21 protein-coding genes are annotated in these 26,688 nt (G+C 52.4%); 17 read left to right on the top strand and 4 right to left on the bottom strand.

Annotated features, from left to right (window positions below):
• Positions 1-151 precede the first annotated feature (151 nt).
• From chrS to ACFVSO_RS26215, 7 genes are all read left to right on the top strand, one after another.
• Positions 152-634 (top strand): chromate efflux transcriptional regulator ChrS, encoded by a 483-nt coding sequence (gene chrS / locus ACFVSO_RS26245; RefSeq protein WP_387479684.1) that lies wholly within the window; start codon positions 152-154, stop codon positions 632-634.
• A gap of 5 nt (positions 635-639) precedes the next feature.
• A complete protein-coding gene (chrB, locus tag ACFVSO_RS26240; protein ID WP_387479683.1) occupies positions 640-1,293 on the top strand; it encodes a chromate efflux transporter ChrB in 654 nt (217 codons plus the stop codon).
• The gene (chrA, locus tag ACFVSO_RS26235) at positions 1,280-1,831 is read left to right on the top strand and encodes a chromate efflux transporter ChrA (protein WP_387479682.1); all 552 of its coding nucleotides are present in this window, start codon (positions 1,280-1,282) and stop codon (positions 1,829-1,831) included. Before chrB ends, chrA begins: the two co-directional genes overlap by 14 nt.
• Before the next feature lie 327 nt (positions 1,832-2,158).
• Positions 2,159-4,069, top strand: a complete 1,911-nt coding sequence (locus tag ACFVSO_RS26230; RefSeq protein WP_387479681.1) for a beta-N-acetylhexosaminidase — start codon at positions 2,159-2,161, stop codon at positions 4,067-4,069.
• Between the two features lie 413 nt (positions 4,070-4,482).
• On the top strand, positions 4,483-10,053 hold the full coding sequence (locus tag ACFVSO_RS26225) for a phosphodiester glycosidase family protein (protein WP_387479680.1): 5,571 nt from the start codon (positions 4,483-4,485) through the stop codon (positions 10,051-10,053).
• Positions 10,054-10,252: 199 nt separating this feature from the next.
• The gene (locus ACFVSO_RS26220) at positions 10,253-12,160 is read left to right on the top strand and encodes a CotS family spore coat protein (RefSeq protein WP_387479679.1); all 1,908 of its coding nucleotides are present in this window, start codon (positions 10,253-10,255) and stop codon (positions 12,158-12,160) included.
• Positions 12,157-13,446 carry a glycosyltransferase family 4 protein gene (locus tag ACFVSO_RS26215; protein WP_387479678.1) on the top strand — a complete coding sequence of 430 codons (1,290 nt, stop codon included), beginning with the start codon at positions 12,157-12,159 and terminating at the stop codon, positions 13,444-13,446. Before ACFVSO_RS26220 ends, ACFVSO_RS26215 begins: the two co-directional genes overlap by 4 nt.
• Positions 13,447-13,655: 209 nt before the next feature.
• Here ACFVSO_RS26215 and ACFVSO_RS26210 read toward each other — a convergent pair whose 3' ends face one another.
• Together ACFVSO_RS26210 and ACFVSO_RS26205 are read right to left on the bottom strand one after the other, a co-directional pair.
• A complete protein-coding gene (locus ACFVSO_RS26210; RefSeq protein ID WP_387479677.1) occupies positions 13,656-13,874 on the bottom strand; it encodes a hypothetical protein in 219 nt (72 codons plus the stop codon).
• Positions 13,875-13,952: 78 nt separating this feature from the next.
• Positions 13,953-14,363 carry a hypothetical protein gene (locus ACFVSO_RS26205; RefSeq protein WP_387479676.1) on the bottom strand — a complete coding sequence of 137 codons (411 nt, stop codon included), beginning with the start codon at positions 14,361-14,363 and terminating at the stop codon, positions 13,953-13,955.
• 198 nt (positions 14,364-14,561) lie between these two features.
• Here ACFVSO_RS26205 and ACFVSO_RS26200 point away from each other — a divergent pair, with 198 nt between their 5' ends.
• The 3 genes from ACFVSO_RS26200 to ACFVSO_RS26190 all read left to right on the top strand — a co-directional run bounded on the left by ACFVSO_RS26200 (position 14,562) and on the right by ACFVSO_RS26190 (position 17,204).
• On the top strand, positions 14,562-15,305 hold the full coding sequence (locus ACFVSO_RS26200) for a MerR family transcriptional regulator (RefSeq protein WP_387479675.1): 744 nt from the start codon (positions 14,562-14,564) through the stop codon (positions 15,303-15,305).
• A 329-nt stretch (positions 15,306-15,634) separates the two neighbouring features.
• Positions 15,635-16,768, top strand: coding sequence for a glycerate kinase (locus tag ACFVSO_RS26195; RefSeq protein ID WP_387479674.1), 1,134 nt, complete (start codon positions 15,635-15,637; stop codon positions 16,766-16,768).
• Between the two features lie 10 nt (positions 16,769-16,778).
• Positions 16,779-17,204 carry a GntT/GntP/DsdX family permease gene (locus ACFVSO_RS26190; RefSeq protein ID WP_387479673.1) on the top strand — a complete coding sequence of 142 codons (426 nt, stop codon included), beginning with the start codon at positions 16,779-16,781 and terminating at the stop codon, positions 17,202-17,204.
• A gap of 51 nt (positions 17,205-17,255) precedes the next feature.
• Here the strand turns inward: ACFVSO_RS26190 and ACFVSO_RS26185 are convergent, their stop codons facing one another.
• Positions 17,256-18,215 (bottom strand): BadF/BadG/BcrA/BcrD ATPase family protein, encoded by a 960-nt coding sequence (locus ACFVSO_RS26185; protein ID WP_387479672.1) that lies wholly within the window; start codon positions 18,213-18,215, stop codon positions 17,256-17,258.
• 159 nt (positions 18,216-18,374) lie between these two features.
• Here ACFVSO_RS26185 and ACFVSO_RS26180 point away from each other — a divergent pair, with 159 nt between their 5' ends.
• Positions 18,375-18,872, top strand: coding sequence for a hypothetical protein (locus ACFVSO_RS26180; RefSeq protein WP_387479671.1), 498 nt, complete (start codon positions 18,375-18,377; stop codon positions 18,870-18,872).
• A gap of 97 nt (positions 18,873-18,969) precedes the next feature.
• Entirely contained in the window at positions 18,970-19,842 is an 873-nt protein-coding gene (locus ACFVSO_RS26175) for a hypothetical protein (protein WP_387479670.1), read from the top strand.
• Positions 19,843-19,902: 60 nt separating this feature from the next.
• Here ACFVSO_RS26175 and trpS read toward each other — a convergent pair whose 3' ends face one another.
• Entirely contained in the window at positions 19,903-20,889 is a 987-nt protein-coding gene (gene trpS / locus ACFVSO_RS26170; protein WP_387479669.1) for a tryptophan--tRNA ligase, read from the bottom strand.
• Between the two features lie 525 nt (positions 20,890-21,414).
• On the opposite strand from trpS, the gene ACFVSO_RS26165 reads away from it, so the two are divergent.
• The 5 genes from ACFVSO_RS26165 to ACFVSO_RS26145 are packed head-to-tail and all read left to right on the top strand — an operon-like array spanning position 21,415 to position 26,683.
• Positions 21,415-22,995 (top strand): spore germination protein, encoded by a 1,581-nt coding sequence (locus ACFVSO_RS26165; RefSeq protein ID WP_387479668.1) that lies wholly within the window; start codon positions 21,415-21,417, stop codon positions 22,993-22,995.
• Between the two features lie 32 nt (positions 22,996-23,027).
• A complete protein-coding gene (locus tag ACFVSO_RS26160) occupies positions 23,028-24,227 on the top strand; it encodes a Ger(x)C family spore germination protein (protein ID WP_387479667.1) in 1,200 nt (399 codons plus the stop codon).
• Between the two features lie 7 nt (positions 24,228-24,234).
• The gene (locus ACFVSO_RS26155; RefSeq protein ID WP_387479665.1) at positions 24,235-24,468 is read left to right on the top strand and encodes a hypothetical protein; all 234 of its coding nucleotides are present in this window, start codon (positions 24,235-24,237) and stop codon (positions 24,466-24,468) included.
• Positions 24,469-24,482: 14 nt separating this feature from the next.
• Entirely contained in the window at positions 24,483-25,595 is a 1,113-nt protein-coding gene (locus tag ACFVSO_RS26150; protein WP_387479663.1) for a GerAB/ArcD/ProY family transporter, read from the top strand.
• Entirely contained in the window at positions 25,592-26,683 is a 1,092-nt protein-coding gene (locus ACFVSO_RS26145; RefSeq protein WP_387479662.1) for a GerAB/ArcD/ProY family transporter, read from the top strand. Before ACFVSO_RS26150 ends, ACFVSO_RS26145 begins: the two co-directional genes overlap by 4 nt.
• Positions 26,684-26,688 lie beyond the last annotated feature (5 nt).

The raw sequence follows: 26,688 nt of genomic DNA, 5'->3' as shown, positions 1-26,688 counted from the left end.
ATGATTAAGAAAGAAAAAATCCTGAAATGGGTTGAAAATGAATGTAATCGTCATTATATTAATACATATCGTAAGTGAAATTATATAAATGCTAACGTAATGTTCGATGATTAACTGGGGCGTAAGGTTGAATAGATGGGAGTGACAGAACTTGAGCGAAAAAAGGGAGCAGGGCACGGAAGCCGTAGAGATTGATGAGATTGACCGCAAAATTATAAAAGAGCTGAATCGCAACGGACGAATATCCTATACGGATCTTGCCAAGGAAATTGGATTGTCCAGAGTGGCCGTACAGGCGAGAGTAAGCGCCTTGATGGATGCGGGCGTAATCGAGCGATTCACCGCGGTCATTAATCCTGAGAAAATCGGCATTGGCGTATCGGCGTTTTTCAATGTTGAAGTGGAGCCGAAGCATCTGCATGACGTGGCCGATCAGCTAGCGGAGGAACCGTACGTTACCAGCCTGTACCATATGACAGGCCCAAGCAAGCTTCATATGCACGGCTTGTTCCGCAATAATGCGGAGATGGAATATTTCATGCGGGAGAAGCTGTATGTGTTGCCGGGCATTACGGGTGTAGACTGCCAGTTGCTCATTAACCGCTACAAGAGCCGCATGGGAATGAGGTTGTAGCTGTTATGGGAGAGAACAGGGCCGAAGGCAATCCGTATGTACAGCTTAGCTGGGCGATGATCAAGACGGGCGTGCTGGGATATGGCGGCGGACCGTCAGTCATTCCGCTGATCCGCTACGAAGCGGTCACGCAGTACAAATGGATTGACGACGAGGAGTTTGGCGAAATATTGGCGCTTGCGAACGCGCTGCCGGGTCCGATCGCGACGAAGATGGCCGCTTATCTGGGCTACCGGTTGAAAGGAACGGCGGGTGCGGTCGTCTCCGTGCTGGCTCATATTGTCCCGTCTACGATTGCGATGCTTGCCCTGCTGTCAGCGGTGCAGTGGCTAAGCGGATCGGCGTTTATTCAGGGCATGATCGGCGCTGTTATTCCAGTCATTGCCGTTATGCTGGCGATGATGGCTTACGAATTCGGCGAACGGGCGGTGAAGGGGCTGGGCAAATGGGCAGGCGGCGCTTTTTTTGTGCTGTCCTTCGTCCTGCTTCAACTGGTCCAGCTACATCCCGCTATCGTCATTATGATATTTCTCGTGTATGGCGCTTTCCATATGAGAATGGCCGAGACTTGGAAGCGGAGGCGCGAGGCGCGACAGGAGAAGAGGGAACAAGAGACCCGCTTGAAGGAGAAGGGAGACGCTACGCATGGAATGGATTGAGTGGTGGCGTCTGCTGCTCGGTTTCTTTGTCGCGAATGTGTTAGGGTATGGCGGGGGGCCGGCATCCATTCCGCTCATGTACCAGGAGGTCGTGACCAATTATGCGTGGACGACGCCGTCGGAATTTTCCAACATTCTCGCGCTGGGGAATGCGCTGCCGGGGCCGATCGCGACGAAGATGGCTGCCTTTGTCGGCTATGATGTAGGCGGCTGGATCGGATTGTTCGTCGCTTTGGCAGCCACGATCATCCCCTCCGCTGTGGCGCTAATTATATTGCTTGGCGTACTGCGCAAGCATCGCCAGTCGCCCGTTGTGAAAGGGATGACGCTGCTGATCCAGCCGGTCATCGCCATTCTGATGCTGGTGCTGACCTGGCAGATGGGAGAGAGCGCGATCGCTTCCATCGGGTGGATTCAGTCGCTTATCATTGCCGCAGTGGCATTCTGGGCCATGCAAATACGCAAGATTCATCCCGCATTGGTCATTGTTGCGGCCTTTGCTTACGGCGGGTTTGTCATTCCGCATTTGAATATCTAACGAAAAGCGAAGCTTGTGCCGACTTTATATATCGAGTTGGCGCAAGCTTTTTTTATTGTCCATGCCGAATGCTCAATAACAGGCCCGTTATGATGAACTGAGGCAATGAGATGTTAGATCAGCTGATGTAATCAGTGACAATTAGCCATAGAGCGGCTTTGAAAGCAACAGATAGCGGCGTCAATGAGGCATGATGGGTAAGTCAACTGCAAGAAGATTGATAGTTTCCGCTTTATTTTGTCACTTTTTCATGATGGATTCGATCATTCGTTTTGATGTAATATACATATATATGAACGATTCAATCACTCTTAGGAGGAACATTAGATGAAATTGCAGTTTCAGGGCAATACGGCAGAGCTGCGCTCCGGCATCGAGCTGCTGCTTAAGGATATGGGCGTAACGGAAGCAGAGGGCGGTATTGTCGTATCCGTCGAGCCTTCTGAGAAGGAGCTTCAAGTAGGCTTGCAGGGTGATCAGGCATATATTCGCTATGCGGAAAAACATCAATTTTTCCGGGGACTCGGATTGCTGGTGCAGAAGGGCAGTGCAGGAGAGGCGTTCGAGCTGAGCGAGACGCAGCAATTCGATACGATCGGACCGATGTTTGACTTGTCCCGCAATGGTGTGCTGACCGTAGGAGCGTTCAAGTTCATGCTTCGCAAGATGGCGCTGATGGGCCTGAATACAGTGATGTTGTATATGGAAGATACGTATGAGATCGAAGGAGAGCCGTACTTCGGCTACATGCGCGGACGCTACTCCGCTGCGGAGCTGAAGGAGATCGACGATTACGCTGACCAATTCGGTATCGAAGCCTTCCCTAGCATCCAGACGCTTGCGCATCTGGAGGAGTTCCTGAAGTGGGAGCCGGTGAAGGAATACAAGGATACGAAGGGCGCACTTCTGGTTGGATCGGAGAAAACGGACCTTTTGGTTGAAAATATGATTAAGAGCGTCACGGCGCCATTCCGCAGCAAAAAAATCCATATCGGTATGGACGAGGCGGAAGAGCTTGGCCGCGGCAAATTCCTGGACCATAACGGCCATATCAGCCGTTTCGATATTATGACGCAGCATTTGGACAAGGTGCTTGCCATAACACGGCGCCTTGGTCTGAAATCGCTCATGTGGAGCGACATGTTCCTGAAGCTGGCTTCGTCGAATGGCGAAGACTATTATGGTCATGAGACGCAAATTCCGGAAGAGATGGCAAGCCGCATTCCGAAGGATGTCGATATGGTGTATTGGGACTACAACCATGTCGACAGCCAAGATTACGAGACTCTGATTGCCAAGCATCGTCCGCTCGGCAACAATCTGGTGTTCGCAGGCGCGGTATGGGTGTTCAATACATTCGGCGTCAACTACGGCTTGTCTTTGCCTGCTACAGACACGGCATTGACCGTCTGTAAAAAAGAAGGTATCAACGAAGTATACGCTACGATGTGGGGCGACGACGGCATGGAGAGCAATCCGTACATCGCATTCCTCGGCTTGCAGCTGTATGCGGAGCATGCTTATACGGAAGGCTCGCCGGATATGGACGTAGTGGCGGAGCGCGTCAAATTCTGCACAGGCATCGATGGCGACACGTATTTGCAGTTGAAGTATCTGGATGAGACACCGGGGGCGGAGCCGAACAACCAGAAGCAAAGCAACCCGTCGAAGTTCCTGTTGTATCAAGACGTTCTGCTCGGCCTGTTCGACAAGCAGATCGAAGGCCTTACAATAAATGAGCACTACGCTGGCGTCGAACAGAAGATCGCATCGCGCCGCAATCCGGAAGCGGAGCTGGACTATCTGTTTGAGGTGCCGCAGAAGCTTGCGGCTGTGCTGAAGGTGAAGAGCGAGATCGGCATCGAGCTGAAGCGCGCTTATGATGCAGGTGACAAAGAGACGCTGAAGCGCATTGCGAACGAAACGCTGCCGCTTATCTCGAAGGCGGTATCGGAGCTGCGCGCTGCCCATCGCGCGCAATGGCTGAGCATGTTCAAAGTATTCGGCTGGGAAGTTATCGATATCCGTTACGGCGGCGTTATCAACCGTCTGGATACGGCAAGCATGCGTATCCTCGATTATGTGGATGGCCGCATTGAGCGGATCGAAGAGCTGGAGCAGGAACGCTTGCTCTACAGCACGACCAACCGCTTCAACAATAAAGGCGCTGGCTGGTGCAGCTACTACTACCGCATGGCTTCGCCTAATGTATTTTTCCATGTCATTAATCCGTTCTAAGCAATGGCTGCCAACAGGCAGAATGTGAAGAAGATCGCCGGCCTCCTGCCCAGCAGGGGAAAGGCGATTTTTTGTGTTCTTGTAGGGCTGGTTAAGCGGGCTGTCATTCTAGCATTATAGGGTAGGGATTAAAACATCCTGTGAGCCGAGCCGATTCGATTGCTGTCGAGTCGGCTTTTTTGCGTTGAGCGATGACGACATGAGTCGTCGTGGAGAGACGTTCGTCAGTGTCGAAAGCCGCGATATGACGATTCGTTGTCGATTCTATTATTTCTTTGTAAAGAAAAATGAAAATGATAGGGTCTATATTAAGATAATGTTTTATTTCGTCATAAATCATTGATTGTGAAATAAAATTACAAATATAATCGCTGTGAATGCGATAAAAAAACGTAGTTTGGAGGAATGCAGCAATGAAAACACGACAGCGTGTCGCCAGTCTGATTCTGGCCGTCATGATGCTCCTTTCGGTGCTGGCACCGGCCGTCTCGGCCGGCGTTATGGACCCGCCGAGCACCGGATTCGGCCAAGTCATCGACGTACGCCGAACAGAGCTGGCGCCGGGAGCAGCTTACACCTGGTATGACATGCAGACAGCAAGAGGGACACAGAAAGCGCATTTCGTAGAATTCGATCCTGCCAATGCCAATTTGGGCCTAATCGCCGGAACGAAGTCCGGCAAGGTGCGCGGCATGGAAGGTGTCACGGCGATGGCCGCTTATGCGGATCAGCCTGGCAATCGCGTTATCGCCGGCATTAACGGCGACTTTTATGAGATTAGCGGCAACGCAACAGGGGTTCCGAACGGTTTGTTCATGGGCGAAGGCCGTATCTTGAACAGCGCAGTGAGCAGTTACGCCTTTGGCTTGAAGGCGGACGGCTCGTCCATATACGGAACGCCTCAGCTGACCAAGACGGTGTCGATTAACGGCACAGCTTCTCCGCTGTCGCACATTAACCGTTTCCGCAGCGATAATCAGCTTGTCCTTTATACGACAGATTATTATACGTCGACGATGACAGGGAATGACGGCGATGAGGTTGTGCTTGAAATCGCTGATGGAGAAGTGAAGCACGGCTCCACGCTTTTGCTTAAAGTTGAAGCCGTTCGTCAGAATCAAGGCAATGCGCCTCTCGAAGAAGGAAAGGCGGTATTGTCCGCATCGGGCAGTGCGCGCAGCTTGCTCGCGGGCCTGAATCCCGGCGATGAAATATCGGCCGAGTTTGCACTGAGCGACGAGTGGAGCGATGTTCAAGTGGCGATCGGCGGCATGGGTCCGCTGATCAAGGACGGCGTCGTACAGAACGGCGTCGGCCCGGCGGGTGTTCATCCACGGACAGCAATCGGAACCAAGGCGGACGGATCGATCGTCCTGTTCGAGATTGACGGCAGACAGCCGGGCTTTAGCGAAGGCGTAGAGACAGAGGAACTCGCCGCCATGCTGGCTGATTTGGGTGTCGTGCAGGCTATGAACCTGGACGGCGGCGGTTCGTCGACGCTGGTTGCGAAGCTGCCGGGCGAGTCGGCGGTGAAAGTGATGAACACGCCGTCCGACGGCGGTGAGCGCAAGACAGGCAACAGTCTGCTGCTGGTCAACAAGGCGCCAGAGCTGGGCAGTGCGGCAAGCTTGGCGGTGCGGCCGGGCGCGGAGCGGATTCTCGCAGGCTCCTCCTTCCCGTTCACGGCGAAGGGCATGGATGCGAACGGGCATCCCGCAGCTGTGAATGGCGCATTGGCGTGGGAGGTAGAGGCTGCGCTTGGAAGCATCTCGGCTGACGGAATGTTTACAGCCGGGGAGAAGGCGGCGGAAGGCAGCATCAACGTGCAAGTGGGAGGCGTACAAGGCTCGGCAGCCATTGAGGTGGTCGACAAGCTGACGGCACTCGTCTTCCCTGATGAGACGAAAACCTATGAGTCCGCAGCAGTTGAGACGCTGAAGGTTGTTGCGACTCGTGACGGTCAAGTGATTCAAGCGAGCAACGACAGCTTTGAGTGGCGAGTAGAAGGCGATGTTGGTGCGGTAGACGAGCGCGGCGTATTCACCGCTACAGAGAGCAACGGACAATCCGGCCGGATTATCGTGTCTTACGGTGATCTGGAGGCTGTTATGAACGTCAGCGTAGGCATCCCGCCAGTTGTTCTGGAGGGTTTTGAGAACGGACTGTCGGCTTACATCGCTGCGGGCGCAGCTTTCAATAACGTCGACATTGCGGAAGAAAGCAATCCCGACTTCGTCCGTTTTGGCGATACAGCATTGAAATTATCGTACGATTTTACAGGCAAAACGGGTACTTCCGGCGCTTACTTGCAGGCCAAGTCGGTCGATGACCGGATTCAGGTGCCGGGCTATCCACAGAAAATCGGCATGTGGGTGTACGGCGACGGCAAGACACACTGGCTCCGCATGCAGATGAGAGACGGTAACAACGCGGCGATTCCGCTCGACTTTACCGATCAGGTCACAGGCGTTAACTGGACGGGATGGAAGTACGTCGAGGCCGCTGTCCCGACGGGCAAGTCAGAGCCGTTCACGATTGATATGCCGGTTCGCTATATGGAGACGAACAATGCGAAGAAGGATGCCGGCGCCATCTACGTCGACCAGATTCGCGCGATCTACGGTTCCACCGCGGGCGAGGATATTGAGCCTCCGGTGCTGAAGGAAATGGCTCCGGCGCCGAATACGACCGTCAGAGAAGCTCATCCGACGATTAGCGTCATCGGCGAGGATGTCGGCTATGATCCCGCCCAGCATCCGGCAACAACACTGATCGATCCCGACAAGATCAGGGTGTATTTGGATGATCAGCCCGTCAAGCATGGCTTGTATCCGCCGAAAGGCTTGATCACCTATACGCCGACCGAGCCGCTTGCCGAAGGCCGTCATAAAGCGAAGGTAGCGATTCGGGATTTGAGCGGCAACCAGACCATTAAGGAATGGTACTTTAACGTGAATCTGGGCTCTCCGCAATATTTGTATGAGACGCCGGAGGAAGTGTTTGCAGGAGGAACGTACGAAATTCCGGTAACCATTGAATCGGCTGCCAAGCTGAAGAGTGGCCATGCGGAATTCAAATTTGACCCTGCAATCGTGCAGGGACTGGAAGTGGTACGGGGGCAGAAGCTAGGCGAAGCCCAGTTGAGCTCTACGGTGAATGCGGAGCAGGGAACAGTACGTCTTGTGTTCGCCAATCTGCCATCCGCTTCATTGAAGGACAACGATGTGGCGGCGACCATCCGTTATACGGTGAAGAGCGATGTGATCGGTCCAATCGGCCTTGAGCAGGCCAAAGGCAGTGAGGTAACGCGCCAGCATGACATTCAGTTCGTTTCCGGTTCTATCGTAATGGTAGAGGGCGACGGTACCGCGAAGCCGTTTTACGGTCCGCCTCTGGAGACGATCGTCAAGAACAAGCTGAAGCTGCTGTGGAATCATGCCGATATCGCGCTTGGATATCCAGCGGCATTCACGATTACAGATGGCGGCAAGCCGGTCCGCGATGCGGTCTTGCTGCTGAACGGAGCTGAAGTGAAAGAGGCCCTATCCAATGCGGAAGGTCAGCTTACGACGGCTGGCGTCACTTTGGCGGAGGGCACATATAAGCTTCAGGCCAAGCAAGGCGACAGCTACAGCCCCATTATGTCCTTTGTCGTAGCGCCGCCTGCGCATACGGCCGCGCCGGTTAATATCAACGTCTCGGTAGGCGAGAACGCTTCTACCTCCAGATATGTCGCTTGGCAGACGCATCCTGATGTGTTGGTGTCAGTTGTCGAGTTGGCGGAGAAGGAAGGCTTCGCCGGATTTGACGGGGACCTGGTGAAACAAACGGAGGGCACAAACAGCCTGTACAATACGAACAATGACGGTACTTACCGCGTACATCGCGCGCAGTTGACCGGACTTAAGCCGGATACGGCTTATGTCTATCGTGTAGGCGACGGCGAGAGCCACGTCAGCGCGCAAGGAGAATTCCGTACGTCCCCGGCATCGGGAGATGGAGTGAAGTTCCTGTTCCTGGGTGACTCCCAGGCTTCCAATCAGGCAGGCTTTGATGATTGGGGCAAGTCCTTGACCAAGGCGGTGGAGCATATGCCGAATGCGGAATTGCTTATTCATGCAGGCGATATGGTCGACCATGGCCATGAGCAGGAGCAATGGAATATGTGGTTTGGCGCCGCGCAGGAGCTCTTCTTGAAGTACACGCTGCAGACGGTAGTCGGCAACCATGAGGTGACTGGCACGAACGGCAACGGCGATTACTTGGCCCATTTCTACAATCCGCAGAACGGGGCGGATGCAGCGAAGGGCAGCAGCTATTCTTTTGATATGAAAAATGTGCATTTTGTCATGATGAATACGGAAATGTCGGAGGAAGCCTTCAAGGAACAGGCGAAGTGGCTGGAGAAGGATCTGGCCGCCACGAAGAAAAAGTGGAAGGTTATCGTATTCCATCAAGGCCCTTACGGCAGCATTTATGCCAATACGAATGTGCAAAAGTATTGGGTACCGGTCTTCGATAAGTACGAAGTCGACCTGGTCATGAACGGTCATGACCATATCTATCTGCGCACGTTCCCGATGAAAGGCGGAGAGATTGCCAAGGAAGGCGAGGGCACCCGCTACGTCGTGGGCGGCTCTACGGGACCGAAGTTCTACGCGCTTACGGAGCGGCCATGGCAGGAGTTCGTTTATGACGAGGACAAAAACCTGTATACGGCAGTGGAGATTGCAGGCGATAAAATCGTCATTACGGCGACTAGTATAGATGGCGATCTGGTCGATACCTTCGAAATTGTGAAGAAGACAAAGCCGACAACGCCGGTAACGCCAGGCCCTGAGCCATCGCCGGAGCCGACGGATAAGCCGGGCCGGGTAGAAGTGAAGCCGGAGCAGCTGCAAGGCACTTCCTCGGGCGAGATCGTGATTCGTACCGATGTGCCGCTGGAAGAGCTGATTCTTCCGGGTCATGCGGCACAGCTCGCAGGAGCATCGGATGTCGTCGTGGAAGCGGGTAATCTTCGCGTCACGCTGCCTTCCGCATGGCTGAAGGAGCTCGCGGGCAAGCTGCCGGAGCAGCAGCTGGAGCAAAGCAAGATTACGCTCACGGTTGAGCGCTTGGCTAAGACAGCGGCTGAATCGCTGCTTGATGCAGCGGAAGAGCAGGCTGCCGCCGAGCTTGGACTGTCGGGCGAGGTGCTGGCGCTATCATTCGCCGTCATAGAACCGGATGGCAAGAAAACAACGATTGGACAATTCCAGCAGGCTGTATCCATCGCCCTGATGCCAAGCGCTCAGGCGGATGGTCGCTTGCTCGGCGTGTACCGTCTATCCGGTCAAGGCGAATTGACTTACCTGGGCAGCCAGCGCAGCGGAGAATGGCTGATGGCCTCCATCAGCGCGCCAGGACAATATGCGCTCCTGGAATACCGCAAGTCCTTCCTTGATGTGGCAAGCGGTCACTGGGCTGCAGCCGGCATTATGGAATTGTCGGCGAGGCATATTATTGAAGGCGTAGCGTCGGAACGTTTTGCGCCGGAGCGAGCTGTCACGCGAGCTGAATTTGCCGCTTTGCTTGTGCGTGCGTTAGGCCTGCAAGGGGAAGCGACAGCTGCTTTCACCGATGTGGCCGCTGATGCTTGGTATGCGAACGCGGTCAATCTGGCCGTGAAAGCAGGGATCGTGAACGGCGTAGGCGACGGCTTGTTCAAGCCGAACGCTTCAGTTAGCCGTCAAGAGATGGCGGCGATGATTGTACGCGCTTATTCCTTAAAAAGCGAAGAAGCAGTCGGAGAATACGGCAAAACGCCGTTCAGCGATACGGCATCCGCGCCGATCTGGGCACAGCAAGCGATCGCCGCGGCACATAGGTTAGACCTGATGCAGGGCTTCCCGTCCCAGACCTTCAAGCCGGAAGGCCAAGGCACGCGGGCGCAAAGCGCCAGTCTGCTGCTCAATCTGCTGCATTTAATTGAAAAGAACTAAATAAAGACATAAGGGACTGCCCAGGCGAAGAACTGCCGGGGCAGTCTTCTTTTTGATTTGATAGAATTGGCCATCTCGGCATTCACCCAAACCGCCCGCCCGCGCACAAATCTCCACTTGTATACCTATCCATTAATTTCTAGTAAACATATACATAATAGAACTTCATATTTACCGCAAAAGAGTGGAGGTTGCTTAGTTGGAACAGTATCAAATCGTACCATGGGATGACATGGTGGCAGAAGAATCTTCCGGTCTGAACTTAGAGCAATACGTTCCACCCGAGCTGGAGAAGCTCGCTTATCTGGTATGCAAGTCGTATAACATGGACGTCAGAGGCATGACGCTTATTACCTCCAAGCCGGATAAAGGAGGCGCAATCTGGCGCATCGACACCAATCACGGAACCCGCAGTCTGAAGGTGCTTCACCGTACGCCCGCAAGAAGCTTGTTCAGTGTAGGCGCACAAGAGTATGTGGTGAAGCAGGGCGCGCGGGTTCCCGGCATTATTTTGACCAAGGATGGCAAAAACTCTGTCGTAGCTGGCGGAAAGCTGTGGATTGTGACCGATTGGATTGACACGCTGACACCCGTCGCCAAGATCGATCTGGAAGGCGCGCAGACGCTCTGTCATGGACTCGGGGAGTTTCACAAGTGGTCGAAAGGGTATGTGCCTCCGCTGGAGGCGGGGAAGTCTACCCGTATATTCAAGTGGGAGAGCCAATATCAGAAGATCATGACGAAGATCGGCTGGTTCCGCCATATCGCAAAGGCTTACCCCGATGCGGCGGCAAGTCCGCAATTGCTCTCGGTATTGGACACATTCGAGAATCAGGCAAAAGAGATTTTCACCAAGTTTCAGGAGTCGTCGTATCAAAAAATGATTCGTAAAGGAGAGCCGCACTGGGGGCTCGCTCACCAGGACTATGGCTGGTCTAATGGCCAGATGGGGCCGGGCGGCATTTGGGTCATTGATCTGGACGGTGTGGCGTTCGACTTGCCGATCCGTGATCTTCGCAAAATCATTACCAGCACGATGGATGATATGGGAGCATGGGATCTGGCATGGATTCGCGGCGTAATTGACGCGTATCATCGCGCCAACCCGCTGGATCGTGAGACATTCGAGCTATTATGGATCGATATGGCGTTTCCGAACGAATTTTATAAGCATGTAAAAGAAGTGGTGTTCCGCCCTGTCGAATTTATGGACACGGAGCTCGGCCCGATACTGGATCGCGTCATCGCAACGGAGACAAACAAGTGGGAAGTGCTGCGCGAGCTGGAGAAAGATAAAGCCAAGTATCCGGAAGGCGACTACACGGAGATCGTCACAGCGCCAAGCCAGCCGTACACGTACCGGGATTACGCGAAGAAGGGTCGGCGCGTGGAAGGCGGACGTCCGCTGGAGCGGACCCGCAGCGAGTCCAACATTATCCGTCTCGTTGTGGGGCCGGATGGCAAGGGTATCCTGCTGAAGCCTGGAGCAGAACCGGGAGATTTCCGGAAAGGCAAACGGTCGAAGGGCGAAACCGAGCCAGTCTACAACAAGCCGTCAAAGAAGCTTCGTGATGAGAAAAAGGGACGTCGCAAACAGAAGAAACGGAAGTCCGAGGAGCCGGTTTACTACCTTCCGCTGGACGTCAAGCCAAAGAAAGAGAAAGCTGCGAAAGCTCTGAAGCCTGGAAAAGCTGCCAAAGCTCTAAAGCCTGGAAAAGCTGCAAAAGCTGGAAAAGCTGCAAAAGCTGTAAAAGCTCTGAAACCTGTCTCGGAAAAACTGGCTAAAGGGAAGAAGTCTTCGAAGGCATTGGTCCCTCAGGCGCCGAAGGACGACAGAATCTCCCGCTCGCATGTGAAACGGCCGACCGAGGAGGATATTCGCAGGCTGAGAACAGAACCTGCCAGAAGAGCCGCAAGAAAGCTCATGGTACCGGAGAAGCCGGCCGGCAAGAAAAAATCGGTGCAAGCACCTTCGTCCAAGAAGAAAAAAGGCGCCATCGGCAAAGGAACATTCGCTGCTCAAAGAACATCGTATAAGAAGGCTAAGGTCAAAGCCTATATCCTCGCTTACCGGAGAAGCGAAGTGTTAAGGGAGAGTAAGCCATGAATATATTATTGATATGCACAGAGAAGCTTCCGGTGCCTAATATACGGGGTGGAGCCATTCAAACTTATATCGGTGGCGTCGTTCCTTTGCTGAGCCGCGGTCATAAGATTACCGTTATCGGGCGAGAAGATCCTGAACTGCCGGAAGAGGAGACGGTGAACGGAATACGCTATCTTCGGTTTGACTCCCAGGGTGTCCTTGATATCTATATGAGCAATGTGATCCCGTACCTGGAAGCGAGCACGGAGGAATACGATCTGATTCATATTTTCAACCGTCCCAAATTGGTGCTTCCCGTTGCTTCCGTAAAGCCGAATGCGCGTATTGTGCTGAGCATGCACAACGACATGTTCAATCCGCTGAAGCTGAACAAGGTAGAGGGAGACGCCATCATAGAGCGCGTCGAAACTATCATCACGATCAGTAATTATATCGGTGCGGCGATCTGCAAGGACTATCCGCAGGCGGAGTCTAAGATACGCACAGTGTATTCCGGTGTCGATCTGTCGAAGTTCGCTCCGTGGAAGCAGTCGCAGGCGGCGCAAAGAGATCGGGACAGTATCCGCGACCAGCATAAACTGGGCAACAAAAAGGTGATTTTGTTCGTCGGCAGGCTGTCGCGCAACAAGGGGCCTCACGTATTGGTCAGAGCGATGTCCAATCTGCGGCATTCAGACGCAGTACTCGTCATTGTGGGCGCGGCTTGGTATAGCGACGACCGGATTAGCGATTATATCGCTTATCTGCGGGCGCTCGCGGAGAAGTCGCCGATCCCGGTTATGACAACGGGGTATGTACAGGCAAGCGAGGTTCACAAATGGTTTTGCGCCGCTGACGTCTTCGTCTGCACATCGATCTGGGAGGAGCCGCTGGCACGCGTTCACTATGAAGCTATGGCAGCGGGGCTGCCGCTTATTACGACAGCCAGAGGGGGCAACCCGGAGATTATCCGCGGCAACAATGGCATCATCATCCAGAATCCGGAGGACCCGGCCGAATATGCTTCCAATCTGAACAGCATGCTGTCCAATGTCAACAACGCCCGCCAGATGGGCTTGCATGGGCGCAAGCTGGTAGAGGACCACTTCACTTGGAACCATGTAGCGGGTCAAATCCAGGAGGTCTGGGAAAGTCCGCCCGCCGCTGTGGAGGGAGCATCCGAATTCGTATCCGAGCCTGCAGTTGAATCTGCACCTGAATTTGAACTTGAATTCACTCCTGAATCCGAACCCGCATCCGAGCCTGCATCTGAACCTGCATCTGAACCCGTAACTGAACACGAATAGGTACCCCTATTCGTCTCTTATAAAGAGCAATACCCCCTTGCCGCTAGGCGAGGGGGTTTTTGTCATTGCGCCGATAGAGGGGCGTGGCGCGCCGGGCATCTGCGGCGCCAGCGAGGCTCCAAGCCGAGAAATTCGGCTTGCAGAGCCGCATCGAGCGCCCAGCGAAGCTCCAAGCCGAAAAACCCGGCTTGCAGAGCCGCATCGAGCGCCTAGCGAAGCTCTAAGCCGAAAAACTCGGCTTGCAGAGCCGCATCGAGCGCCCAACGAAGCTCCAAGCCGAAAAACTCGGCTTGCAGAGCCGCATCGAGCGCCCAGCGAAGCTCCAAGCCGAAAAACTCGGCTTGCAGAGCCGCATCGAGCGCCCAGCGAGGCTCCAAGCCGAAAAACTCGGCTTGCAGAGCCGCATCGAGCACCCAACGAAGCTCCAAGCTGAAAACCGCCTTACCACTTCTCACCGAATAAAAAAACCCTGCCTCCCGGGCAGGGTTGGACACCTCTAGTTAGTCCTAGTTATCTTCATCATCGTCATCATCGTCATCATCATCGTCGTCATCGTCGTCATCGTCATCATCGTCGTCATCGTCATCATCGTCGTCATCGTCATCATCGCCGTAGTCATCGTCATCGTCGTAATCGCTGTAGTCGTCATCGTCGTCATCATCGTCATCATCGACAGAATGAACGTTTACCTCGTCATCATCGTCGTCATCGTCATCATCGTCATCATCGTCGAGGACGAACTGAACCTCGGCGACATCTCCCCATTTAATGGAGCTGAGCATGTCTTTGATCGCGGACTTGCTGCCATTTTTGCCGTCAAGTGAATATTCCTTCGTGCTGCCGTTTCCGTATTCGACAATCAGCTGCGAGACTTCTTTCGATTTCAGCACGCTTTTAACTTGCTTTAGAATGGACAAGAAAGGATCCCTCCGTCTGCTTCATATTTTCAAGCTAGTATATTGTATAAGAGGGCAGTATCATTGGCGTGGGTGGATGAAGCGGGGTAACCGCATGTTTTTGCTAGATTGATGTTAAGAAAAAATAAATCAAATCACATATTGACTCTCACGTTGCGTAATACTTTAAAGTAAAGCTTGCAAGGGGGCGAAGACGCTATGAAGGTAAAAGAAGTTGCGAAGCTGGTCGGGATCAGTGTGCGCACACTGCATCATTATGATGAAATCGGATTGCTTATTCCCGATCAGCTGACCGAATCCGGCTACCGGGTCTATTCGGAACGGAATTTGGAGCAATTGCAGCAAATTTTATTTTTTCGCGAGCTTGGCTTTCCTTTGAAAAAAATAAAGGAAATCGTCACAAGTCCGGATTTCGACCGGCTGGAGGCGCTTAGGCTTCACGAGCAAATGCTGGTCGAGAAGAAGAGGCACATAGATATGCTGCTTCAGACCGTGGCGAAGACGATCCAACATGCGAAGGGAGAGGTTCAAATGTCGCATAAAGAGAAATTTCAAGGCTTTGATTTCAGCAGCAACCCTTATGAGCAGGAGGCGCGCGAGCGCTGGGGAGATAAAGCGGTCGACGAGTCGAACGCCAAGGCAGCCCAAATGAAAAAAGAAGGGCAAATGGAAAAGTTCCAGGAGGATATGAATCAGCTATATGTGAGACTGGCTGATCTCCGTCACACCGACCCGGCTTCGGAAGCCGCGCAGCAGTCTATCGGAGAATGGTACCGAATGCTGAGCCAGATGGGGAGTTATTCGCCGGAGGCTTTCAAAGGCTTGGGACAAATGTATGTCGATGACCAGCGTTTTACGAAAAACATCGATCAATTCGGAGAAGGGCTCGCGGTATTCATGCGGGACGCCATGGCGATCTACGCCGACCGGCTCCAAAACTAGCATGCCATTCAAACAGGGCAGAAGAGGGATACTCCCTTTTCTGCTGTTTTCATTTGGGCAGGCCGATTAATGGCGGTTGGCGTTTATGGTTCCGCATGTTTTTCCGCTTTAGGGAGTCACAAGTTTTCTTCATGCAGCAGACGCTGCATTAGACCAGGTCTTTACTTTTGAACTGGGCAACACTACGATGTAGGGGAGTATTGTTTAATGCTGCACAGCATGTTGCGGCTGACGCGAGTCTCCTATAATGAATGACAGATAGACAAAACGAAGCATACTAAGGGTAATTCAGGGCATAGACGTTTGGCTGCAAGAAGGAGGTTTTTGGCATGAAAATAGTGATCGCACCCGATTCTTTCAAGGGGAGCTTGTCGGCCAAGGAAGCAGGATTGGCTATGGAGAGAGGCATCAGGCGGACTTATCCTGAAAGCGTTATCAAAGTAATGCCGATGGCTGATGGCGGGGAAGGCACGATGGAATGTTTGATTAGCGCCACGGAAGGGAGGTTCGTGACCCGTACGGTTCTGAATCCGCTGGGGCGGGAAATCGAATCCGGGTTCGGCATACTCGGCAACGGCACGACCTGTATTATCGAGATGGCGATGTCATCCGGTCTGTACTTGATCGAAAGCCATGAGCGGGACCCGCTGAAGACTACAACTTACGGATTTGGCCAATTGATTACAGCCGCATTGGATCAAGGCTGCCGGGAATTTATATTGGCAGTTGGCGGCAGTGCGACCAACGACGGCGGGGCGGGCATGTTGCAGGCTTTAGGAGTAAAGCTGCTCGGAGCGAATGGGGAAGACATCGGCTTCGGGGGCGGCGAGTTGTCAAAGCTCCATAGTGTGCAGACGGACGGCATGGATCCGAGGCTTGGCGAATGCGAGTTCATCATTGCTTGCGATGTAGATAATCCGTTTATCGGTCCGAAGGGTGCGTCGGCTGTGTTCGGGCCGCAGAAAGGCGCAACACCGGAGATGGTAAGCCAGCTCGACGAGAGCTTGAAGCACTTCGCCGATGTGATCGAGCAGACGCTAGGAACGGCCATCCATCATATCCCCGGTACAGGAGCGGCGGGCGGATTGGCTGGTGGCATTCTGGCCTTTCTGAACGGGAAGCTGGAGTCTGGTGTAGCCATTGTAGCTCGTGTTACCGGATTAGAGGAGGCCTTGCAGCGCGCCGATCTGGTTCTGACGGGAGAAGGCCGCGTCGACTTTCAGACGGTTGGCGGCAAGACGCCTTACGGCGTCGCCAAGCTTGCACAAGCACATCGTGTGCCGGTCATTATACTCGCTGGCTCGGTCGGCGAGGGAGTGGACGTTCTGTATGAGCATGGCGTGTCAGCGGTGCTGAGCATCGTAAACCGGCCGATGACATTGGAGGAAGCGATGGCGCGTACAGGACCGCTGCTTGAAGATGCAGCCGAGCAAGTGATTCGAATCATTCATACGAAAGCTTAGGAGTATGCGTATGATTCTTAGCGCAGAAGTGATTCAATTGGGACCCATTATATCAGGTCTATTGTTCGCCTGTATGATCTTTATCGTATTCGCAACGGCCAAGTGGAAGCTTCATCCGTTCTTATCGATTATAGCTGCCCCCTATATTCTGGCGCTTGGCACGAATTTGGTCGGCAAGCTGTCCGGACAATCAGTACCGATCACTGGCATCGGCTTAGTGATTATATTGGGTACTATTATCGGAAAAGCGCTGGAGAAAACCGGGGCATCAAAATGGCGGAGTGACCGACTTAAACGGAGCAAACCAGCCATAATTAGTGGATGCAATCGACTGAAAACATCCGCGTTATGCATTCAATCTATACATAAGAAGCCGAGGCATTGCCGCTCGGCTTCTTTGTGCTTGCTTGACGACGCGGAACCAGTATTTGGATGAAGCGTATTAAGAAGAAGGGAAAGAAAAAAGATAGGATGAGTTGTGCAGCAGTTAAGAGACCTGGAGAAGCGAATCGGTCGGCGCATCGATACCTAGTTCCTGATAAGCCAGTAATACAGCGCCCGCGACAGGCGACAGTGCAGGCTCCATTGCCAAGTACCGTTTATTGCTGCCTTGAGCCAGCTCTTCAGACAGTCGCCTGGATACATAGCCGCTGCGGATGACACTGCCGATATAAGCGGTCTCCACTGTATCGCTGCTGAAGGAAGAGCCAATCAGCTCGATGCCGACTTTAAGCTGATGGATAGCTCGATTGCAGACGGCCATAGCGATCGAGCTGCCGCTTTCCGCAGCATTGGTAACGACAGGCGCGAATTGCCCGAAATGCTTGTCCCTCTCCTTGCTGTCGGAGTGGAAGCCTTGACGGGCTATTGCAGTCAAACTATCAAGATCTGCTGCTTCCCAGTGACGAAGCATGGATGCGACTAAAGCTTCGTCTGAAGCTCCGGCATGGCCGGCAAGCACTTCATATACAGCATCATAAGCCAAAAAGCGCGCAGCGCTGTGCGCATAGTGGCGAAAGTCGTAATTGCGGATATGCTGGCGTGATTCGTTTATCCCTAGAATAATCGATCCGGTGCCGGAGATCGCTACAATGCCGGGCCTCGCCCGTAATGCGCCAGCATGTGCCGCGACCGCATCATTCATATGCAGCTTGGGGCAATGAAGTCCAGGCAGCGCGGTCAGCTCGGATACCCAGGCGAGGTCCTCCGGTTTATCATAGCCGGCAATGCCCGCAGCGACACAGCGTACGTCTTTGGGGCTACTATTTGCGATGGCCAGTGCTTCAATGATGCTGTTTCGAACGTTATGAACAGCGTTAGAATCTTTGTATATGGATGCAGCGCACGGGTTGTCCAGATAAGCTAGCTGACGTCCCTCCAAATCGCATACAAGTACTCGGGTATGCGTACCGCCTCCGTCAATGCCGATAACAGCCGGTATACTCATATGCAGCAATGCCCCCCTGATTTACACGAATCGTGAATCTCGCATCTACTATCACTTAATAGGGTAATCATAACATAATTTGGATGAGTGATATAAAGTGATATCCAACAACTGGACGAGCGCCAGAAAAGCGTTGTCTACCGTAAGGAGGTTACTCAGATGAAGAACATGAAACGAATGCTGTCCATCATGATTGCCATGTCTCTGTTGCTTGTTGCCTGCTCAGAAACTTCCGCAGAAGAGAAGGATGCCAAGCAGCTCATTACGGATTATAAAAAAGCGATGCTGGAAGTAAAAGATTACCGTCAAATCAATATCCAAGATGACTCCTTCGTTACCGAACAGGAGAGCAAGATCAAAGCTTTTTTCACCGAAGAAGGCTCTAAAGTGCTTCTCAACCGGGAATTTATCATGTATCTAGTCTACGCAGCTAAGAATAAGCAGAATATCGAGCTTGGCGAGGTCAAATTGACATCCATGAAAGAGGAAAGCGATGTGTTCGATTACGAATACCGGATACCTGTGCGCATCAAAAACGGGTCAGGCGAGCGGCTGGAAGAGCATGAATATCAGGGACAAGTGAAATTGACGAAAGAGAATGGGCGTTTGGTAATTGCAAAGGAATGGAGCAGACCCATTAAAGCGATGGTTTGGTAGTGAGTTGTTTGTTTTCTAAAGAAGACTTCGCCGAATTGTTGTAACCATTAACTGCTTAGAAGCGTCTATTTGGAAAAGGGAAACGGGAGGTACGGTGATGACAAGAGAGAGGCATCGAGCGTTGCACAGAACGGCGGGACTGCTCGCAGTGGCGATCCTTGCTATCATGATAGCCGGTTGTCAGAAGGGAACGCCGAATCAAGCTGCAGTGGAGGGCTCGCCGTCGCCGCTTTCTACTCCATTGACGTTTCAGATCGATAACGCCACGCAAAGTCCGTCGGAACCTGCGACAGCATCTCCTGCGCCGACATTGACGGAGGAAGAACTGCCGACACTGGTAGATGATGAACAGACAGGCAGCGAGCCTGAGCGGCCTCACTGGCTGCGCGATGCGGCGTATGAGAACGAATATGCGACTATTCTGCATCAGCTTGAATATGAGACATTAATGGTGTTGGTTCGAGCGGCGGAATTGAAATTCGCCAATAAGGAAGAGGCTCCTTCGTTCGAAGAGCTGCGGCCTGAACTGCTGAAGTACAATGCCGAGCAGAGACTGGACCCGTGGCAAACGATATACGAACATAACCCGGGTTGGCTGCTGGAGCCAAATGATCTGCTCTATGCAGTCAATATGTATGAGCCGAGCCTGGAACTGTCCAGGGACGATGACGATAAAGTGCGGCTCAGCTTCAAGACATTCGGCCATTCCTATCAAGAGTATACCGTATCCAGACATATGGAGATTGAACTGCTGCGTTCCGGGGAGAATTGGCAGATCGGCGACATTAAGAGTCGTGCTTCCGAATTTGCGTTTGCAAAGGAAGATGCGGAACATATTATGATGCGTGCTTTTGAAAACGTGAATTATATCGGAGATGACGAGACGCATTTTCTGTTCCAGGACGATCAGGGACAGCCATATGTCTTTCATAAGAAGCACGGCTACTATTCCACTCCTGAGAATATCTAAGAGAATCCATGACAAAGAAAGGGCACCCTGCAGGGTGCCCTTTCTTCATGCATATCAAGCCTAGAACGTCAGCAAACCCATCGCGCGTTTGGCGGCGTCCAGTGTTTTGTGCGCTTCCTCGGAGGCTTTCCGTGCGCCTTCCTTGAGGATGCGGTCCAGCTCTTCGGAATGGACCAGCTCGTTATAACGCTCTTGCAGCGGAGCAAGCTTGTCGATGACAACCTCTGCCAGCTCCTTCTTGAACGTACCGTAGCCTTGGCCTTCGTAGCGCTTCTCGACGACCGGAATCGACTCGCCGGAGAAGACGGAATAGATTTCGATCAGATTGCTGACGGCCGGCTTGTTGTCCCAGTCGTAGCGGACGCTCATATCGGAGTCCGTCACGGCTCTGGAGAACTTCTTGCGGATCGCGGCTGGCGTATCCAACAGAAGGACGTAGCTGCTTTGGTTCGGGTTACTTTTGCTCATTTTCTTCGATGGATCATCCAGCCCCATGACTCGCGCACCTACGTCTTGGATGACTGGCTCCGGCAGGATGAAGGTTTCGCCGAATCGGTTATTGAACCGGGCAGCAAGGTCGCGTGTCAGCTCCAGATGCTGCTTCTGGTCTTCACCTACCGGCACGTGCGTGGCCTGATAGAGGAGGATGTCGGCAGCCATCAGTGCCGGGTACGTGAACAGAGCGGAGCTGACGGCATCCTTGCCGTCGGACTTTTCCTTGAATTGCGTCATGCGGCTCATCTCGCCGAAGTAAGCTTGCGTCTCCATAATCCATCCCAGCTCGGCATGAGCCGGCACATGCGACTGCATGAAGATGGTATTGCGTTCCGAATCTACGCCTGCGGCAACATAGAGCGCCGCGATTTGGCGGGAGCGCTCACGCAGCTCCTTCGGATCCTGCGGAACGGTAATGGCGTGCAGATCAGGCACGAAGAAGAAGCCCTCATATTCCTCTTGAAGCTTCACGAACTGTTGAAGCGCTCCTACATAACCTCCGATGTTTAAATCGCCGCTTGGCTTAATGCCGGACAAGATACGTTTACCCATTGTGCATTCCTCTTTTCTCCCATAATTTGAGTTGATTGGGGAACCAAGGCAATAAAAAAACGCCCGTCCCCCTGCAAGGGACGAAGCGTAAACTCCGCGATACCACCCGAATTCGGCCATTGGCCGCTCTTAGCCATGAACGGAGCAATAAGCGCGTTGCCGCGTCCCTTGCATACTTTCGATCATGTCTCCCGGGATAACGGGGGGAGAGTCCGTCAAAGCCTACTGTCATAAGCCGATGCAAGGCTTACCGGTTCGGTTTGAAGCGATGGGATCCATTCGCCGAATGCGGATGCGCCGGACCTTTCACCAGTCGCCGGCTCGCTAGGGCATACACAGAAGAATCGGGTACTACTTCCCATCATGGCTGTAGCTGTATGTTTCAAGTATTGATTATAAGAATAGCTGGAAACAGGAGCGGAGTCAAGCGTGGCGGAAGCGACATCCGCTGGAGAAGAAAATGTCTAAAATTGTCTAATGATGTTCATAATGGACTAATATCATATAACCTCAAAGGTGGTCCATATGAAGGAAGCGAAGGGTAAAAAAACTCCGGCCGCACATGATCAGTCTCAGGATCAGGATCAGGCGATGAAAGCAAAATCGATCATGCCCAGCCTTCAAGACAACCTGGAGCTGATCAGAAGCCAGCTTGGCAACAGCAATGATATCGTCATACGAGAGGTAGGGCTGCCAGGCAGCACAGGTCCAGCGTTAGCTGTAATCTATACGGACGGTCTAGCGGATAAGCAATCCGTCTCCGAATTTATTCTTGAATCAGCTATGAGGCGTGACCGAATGATGAAGGGAGAAGGAGAAGACACCGCTCACGCAAGTCCTCAGGCGTTGGCGAACGATGTTCTGAGCATTAGCGATACGAGTGAAATCAGCAATTATGGAAGTTTGTATAATGCCTTGTTGTCCGGCGAGACGATCATCTTGGTTGATGGCTACGCCTCCGCGATTGCGGCGGGAACCAGAGGCTGGCGAGACCGCGGGATTAACGAGACGTTGACAGAGACGGTCGTTCGAGGTCCGAAGGAAGCTTTCACAGAGACGCTGCGTACGAATACGGCTATGATACGGCGGAAAATCAAGGACCCGAATTTATGGCTGGAAACGAGGCAGATCGGGCGGGTTACGGGGACCGATGTGTCCATTATGTTCATCAAAGGCATCGCAGACGACAAAATCGTGGAGGAAGTGCGCCTCCGGCTGGACCGTATTGATATCGACGGCATACTGGAGAGCGGATATATCGAGGAGCTTATTCAGGATGAGACGTATACGCCCTTCCCAACGATCTATAACAGCGAGCGGCCGGATGTGGTCGCAGCAGAGCTGCTCGAAGGGAAGATTGCCATCATGGTAGACGGAACGCCGATGGTGCTTATCGTACCGGCGTTGTTCGTGTCCTTTCTCCACGCAGCAGAAGATTATTATCATCGGTTTGATATTAGTACCCTTATCCGAATACTGCGTTACATTGGCGTATTTATCGCCCTGTTTGGACCTTCACTCTACGTTGCAATCACAACGTATCATCAAGAAATGCTGCCGACTCAGCTGCTGTACAGCTTGGCGGCACAGCGGGAAGGCATTCCTTTCCCGGCCTTTATCGAGGCGATCATGATGGAAGTGGCCTTCGAGATATTGCGGGAAGCAGGTCTTCGAATGCCTCGTACGATTGGTCCGGCAGTCTCGATCGTTGGAACCTTGGTCATCGGGCAGGCTGCAGTTGAAGCGGGAATCATATCTGCGGCGATGGTCATCGTCGTATCGACGACGGCGATTGCCAGCTTTGTTTTCCCTTCGTACAGTTTGGCCAATACGATGCGTATGCTACGTTTTCCTCTGATGGGTTTGGCCGCCACCTTTGGATTATACGGCATTATTATCGGTACCTTTGCCATTGTGCTGCATGTCAGCAGTTTACGGTCCTTTGGCGTGCCTTATATGAGCCCCTTTGCCCCGCTCATTATTAGGGATCAGAAGGATGCGATCTTCCGGATGCCCCACTGGGTGCAATTCACCCGGCCTAGACTTGTGAGCCGAAGCAACCGACAGCGACAGCAGAGTCCCAAGTCCGCGAGGCCCAAGCCATAAATGCCAATTGTGTTGGAAGGAGGGAAGCTGTAATGGCGCGTAAAGCAGGATGGTGCTTCATCATTCTACTTCTGCTTGTGCCTCTTATAACCGGATGCTGGAATCGCCGCGAGTTGAATGATCTCGCCATCGTTGCCGCATTGGGCATCGATCAGATTAAGGGCAAATACCTCGTTACCGTTCAGGTGGTCGATCCGGGCGAGGTCGCCTCGAGGAAAGGCAGTAGCGGTCTGTCCCCCGTCTCGACGTACCATGCAACAGGAGATACGGTATTCGAGGCGATTCGCAAAATGACGACCGTCACGCCGCGCAAGCTGTACTTCTCCCATTTGAGGGTATTTGTCATCGGCGAGGAACTAGCGAGGAAGGGCATGGGCGAGGTGCTTGATTTGATGTCACGGGACCAGGAAGGGCGTACGGACTTCTATATTGTCGTAGCCAAAGGAACAACAGCGGAAAGAGTGCTGAAGGTGCTGACGCCGATCGAGAAGATTCCGGCATCCAAGATGTTCGATTCACTGGAGGTGTCCGCCAGATCATGGGCGCCGACGGTTGCCGTCCAATTGGACCAACTGATTACCAACATTGTGAGTCCCGGCATTCAAGCGACGTTAACAGGCATCGTGATTCATGGGGATCCTGAACAGGGCAGCAAACGGAAGAATATCGAGACGCCGGATACGCCTACTCATATTCAATATAAAGGCATTGCTATGTTCAAAGAGGATAAGCTGATCGCCTGGATGAATGACGATGAAAGCAAGGGTTTCAGCAATATTACGGACCGGTTGAAAAGCACGGTAGTGGAGACTACTTGCCCAAGCGGCGGCAAGCTCGGGATCGAAGTGATTCGGTCTAAAACGACCATCAAGGCGAAGGTAAGGAACGGGAAACCGGAAGCCGAGGTCGTCATGCATACAGAAGCGAATGTGGCCGATGTCGAATGCAGAATTAAGCTGACAACATCCAAGACGCTGATCGATCTGGAGAAAGCCGCTGAGGATGTTTTGAAGGAGCATGCCGAGCAAGCCGTGAAGAAAGCGCAAAGGTTGAAGTGCGATGTGTTCGGATTCGGGGACGCGGTGCATCGGGCTAATCCGCGCTACTGGAGCAAAGCCAAAGAAAATTGGGATGAACAATTCTCCAAGATGGAAATCCGATATAACGTGGATGTAAAGATAAGAAGAATTGGAACGATAGGCGAGTCTTTCTTAAATGACTTAAAGGAGTAGGATCGTAATGCTTGCAGTTGGAGGCATATTAACGACAGCCGTCATTATTGCTATGTTGGAGCTGCCAGGTTTATGGAAGAAGCGGCAAGTGAAGGAGATCTGGCTTTTTTCAATACTCCTGCTGCTCGGTACGGGAGTCGGCATAGCGGAGAGCCTCCATATTCCGCTGCCGAATCCGCTGGACTGGGTGTCTTACATATACAGGCCGATTGGCCAATTGCTAGATAGCGCGCTGAACTAACAGGGGATGAAAGCATGAAGATGAACGAAATGATGAGCGGCAGACAATTTGCTTTATTGGCTGCCTATATTTCAGTTGGCGACTCCATGCTTGTCCTGCCGACCATACCGACCAGCGCCGCAAAGCAGAATGCTTGGGTCTCTGCTCTCGTAGGCCTATGTGCGGGCTTATTGATCGTATGGCTCCTAAGCGCGATCGGCAAGCTATATCCCCGTCTCACATTGGTGCAATATGTGGAGAAGCTATTCGGGAAGTGGCTGGGTAAAATCGTATCCATTTGTTTTATCTTTTATTTGTTCCTTTCTCTCGCTGCTCACACCAGGGAAATCGGAGATTTTATGACGACCCAGATGATGCCGGAGACGCCAATTCAAGCGATCCATATCATGTATGCGGGGATATTGGTTATGGCTGCAAGACTAGGGATGGAGACAATTGCACGTACGGGTGAGTTTTTTTTCTCGTTCCTGCTACTGCTTTTGTTTGTATTCTTCTTGTTCTTAATACCAGATATAAAGGTCAATCATCTGCTTCCCTTCTGGGATGGAGGCTTAAAGCCGATCCTGCGCGGCTCGATTACAATGACCGCTTACCCCTTCATGGAGCTCGCCGTTTTGTTAATGGTTATTCCCAGCGTAGACAAGCCTGAGAAGGTCCGCTCCAGTTTTTTGAAAGGGGCGCTGTTTGGAGGACTCGTGCTGCTTCTCATTATTTTGCTCTCTATTCTCGTGCTTGGTCCCGATTATGCGACGAGAAGTATGTATCCCAGCTATGCATTAGCCAAAAAAATTGACGTAGGGAAGTTTTTTCAGAGGCTGGAGGTTCTATTGGCCTTTATGTGGCTGCTCACCTCCTTTATTAAATCTGCGGTTTTCTTTAACGCCCTTCAAATCGCCGTGGCTCAGACGGCTGGCCTTCGCAGCGAGAAGGGAATGGAGCTTCCATTCGGGATGCTGCTGGTGTTTTTCGCGGTGCTGATCTCTTCAAATGTTATTGAGTTTCTTAATGCGGATATATATTGGCCGTACATGGACATGACGTTCAGTGTCATTCTGCCGCTCTTGCTGCTGGCCGCTTACGCGATTCGCCGTGCCGCAGGGCACGGAAAGGGGGAGCTGCGGCCATGAGGTCCAAGGAAAAAATTAATGCCCGCCAATTTAGTATTCTGGTTATTCTCTTCTCCATTGGAACCCCCATACTCATTATACCGGCAACGGTGACTTCCATTGTGAAGCAGGATGGATGGATAGCTGCTTTGCTCGGTCTTGGAATCGGATTGGTTCTCACGAAGCTTTATGTAGCGGTAGGGAGTCTGAATTCAGAGAAATCGCTGTTTGAAACGATTGAGCAAGTACTAGGGAAGTGGCTGGGTAAAGCCGTAATCGCAACGATTATTTGCTTTTGTCTCGTTACGGCGTCGGAAGTGTTGTTTTTTATCGGCAACTTTATGACGACTCAAATTATGCAGGCAACGCCAATTCAAGCGTTTAACATCTTATTTGCCATTGTGGTGGTTATGGGCATCCGAATGGGGATTGAGACGATTGCACGTTCTGCAGAGCTGTTGTTCCCTGTATTTGTGCTTCTTTTTATTGTTTTGGTGGTATTCGTATCGCCGCAGATTCGTATCGAGCGGATTCAGCCTATGCTGGAGTCGGATCTGAAGAGCATGGTCGGGGCAACGATGTACTTCACAAGCGTACTTTCAATTACCACCTTCTTTCTGCTTGCGGTTTTCCCGGGAGAGGTCGATCGGCCGAAAGCGGCAAGCAAAGGGTTCTATAGAGGTGCAATGATCTCGGGGATAGTACTCGTTATTATCATTGTATTATGCATTACGGTGCTTGGTACGGATATGACAGCCAGACAGACCTATCCCAGTTATGCGTTGGCCAAAAAAATTAATGTGGGCCACTTTTTGCAGCGTATCGAGATCGTGATGGCCATCATGTGGTTTATTACGATCTTTTATCGGGTAAGCCTTTACTTCTATGCGGCAGTGCTTGGCATGAAGCAGCTCTTCAATCTGAAAGACTATCGTTCTCTCGTGCTTCCTATGGGCATGCTTCTGGTCGTAGTGTCGCTGATTGTACATCCTAATGTGATGCATAGCGAAGAATATAATAGAAGCGTGTGGGTGCCTTATGTTTCAACTTTTGGTATATTTCTCCCGATACTATTGCTGATCATTCATGCCATTCGCAGAAAAAAATAGGCGCA

The organism is Paenibacillus sp. NPDC057967 (assembly GCF_042887015.1).
Lineage (GTDB): Bacteria > Bacillota > Bacilli > Paenibacillales > Paenibacillaceae > Pristimantibacillus.
Note: the sequence above shows the minus strand (reverse complement) of the source record. Positions and strands in the feature narration are given on the sequence as shown.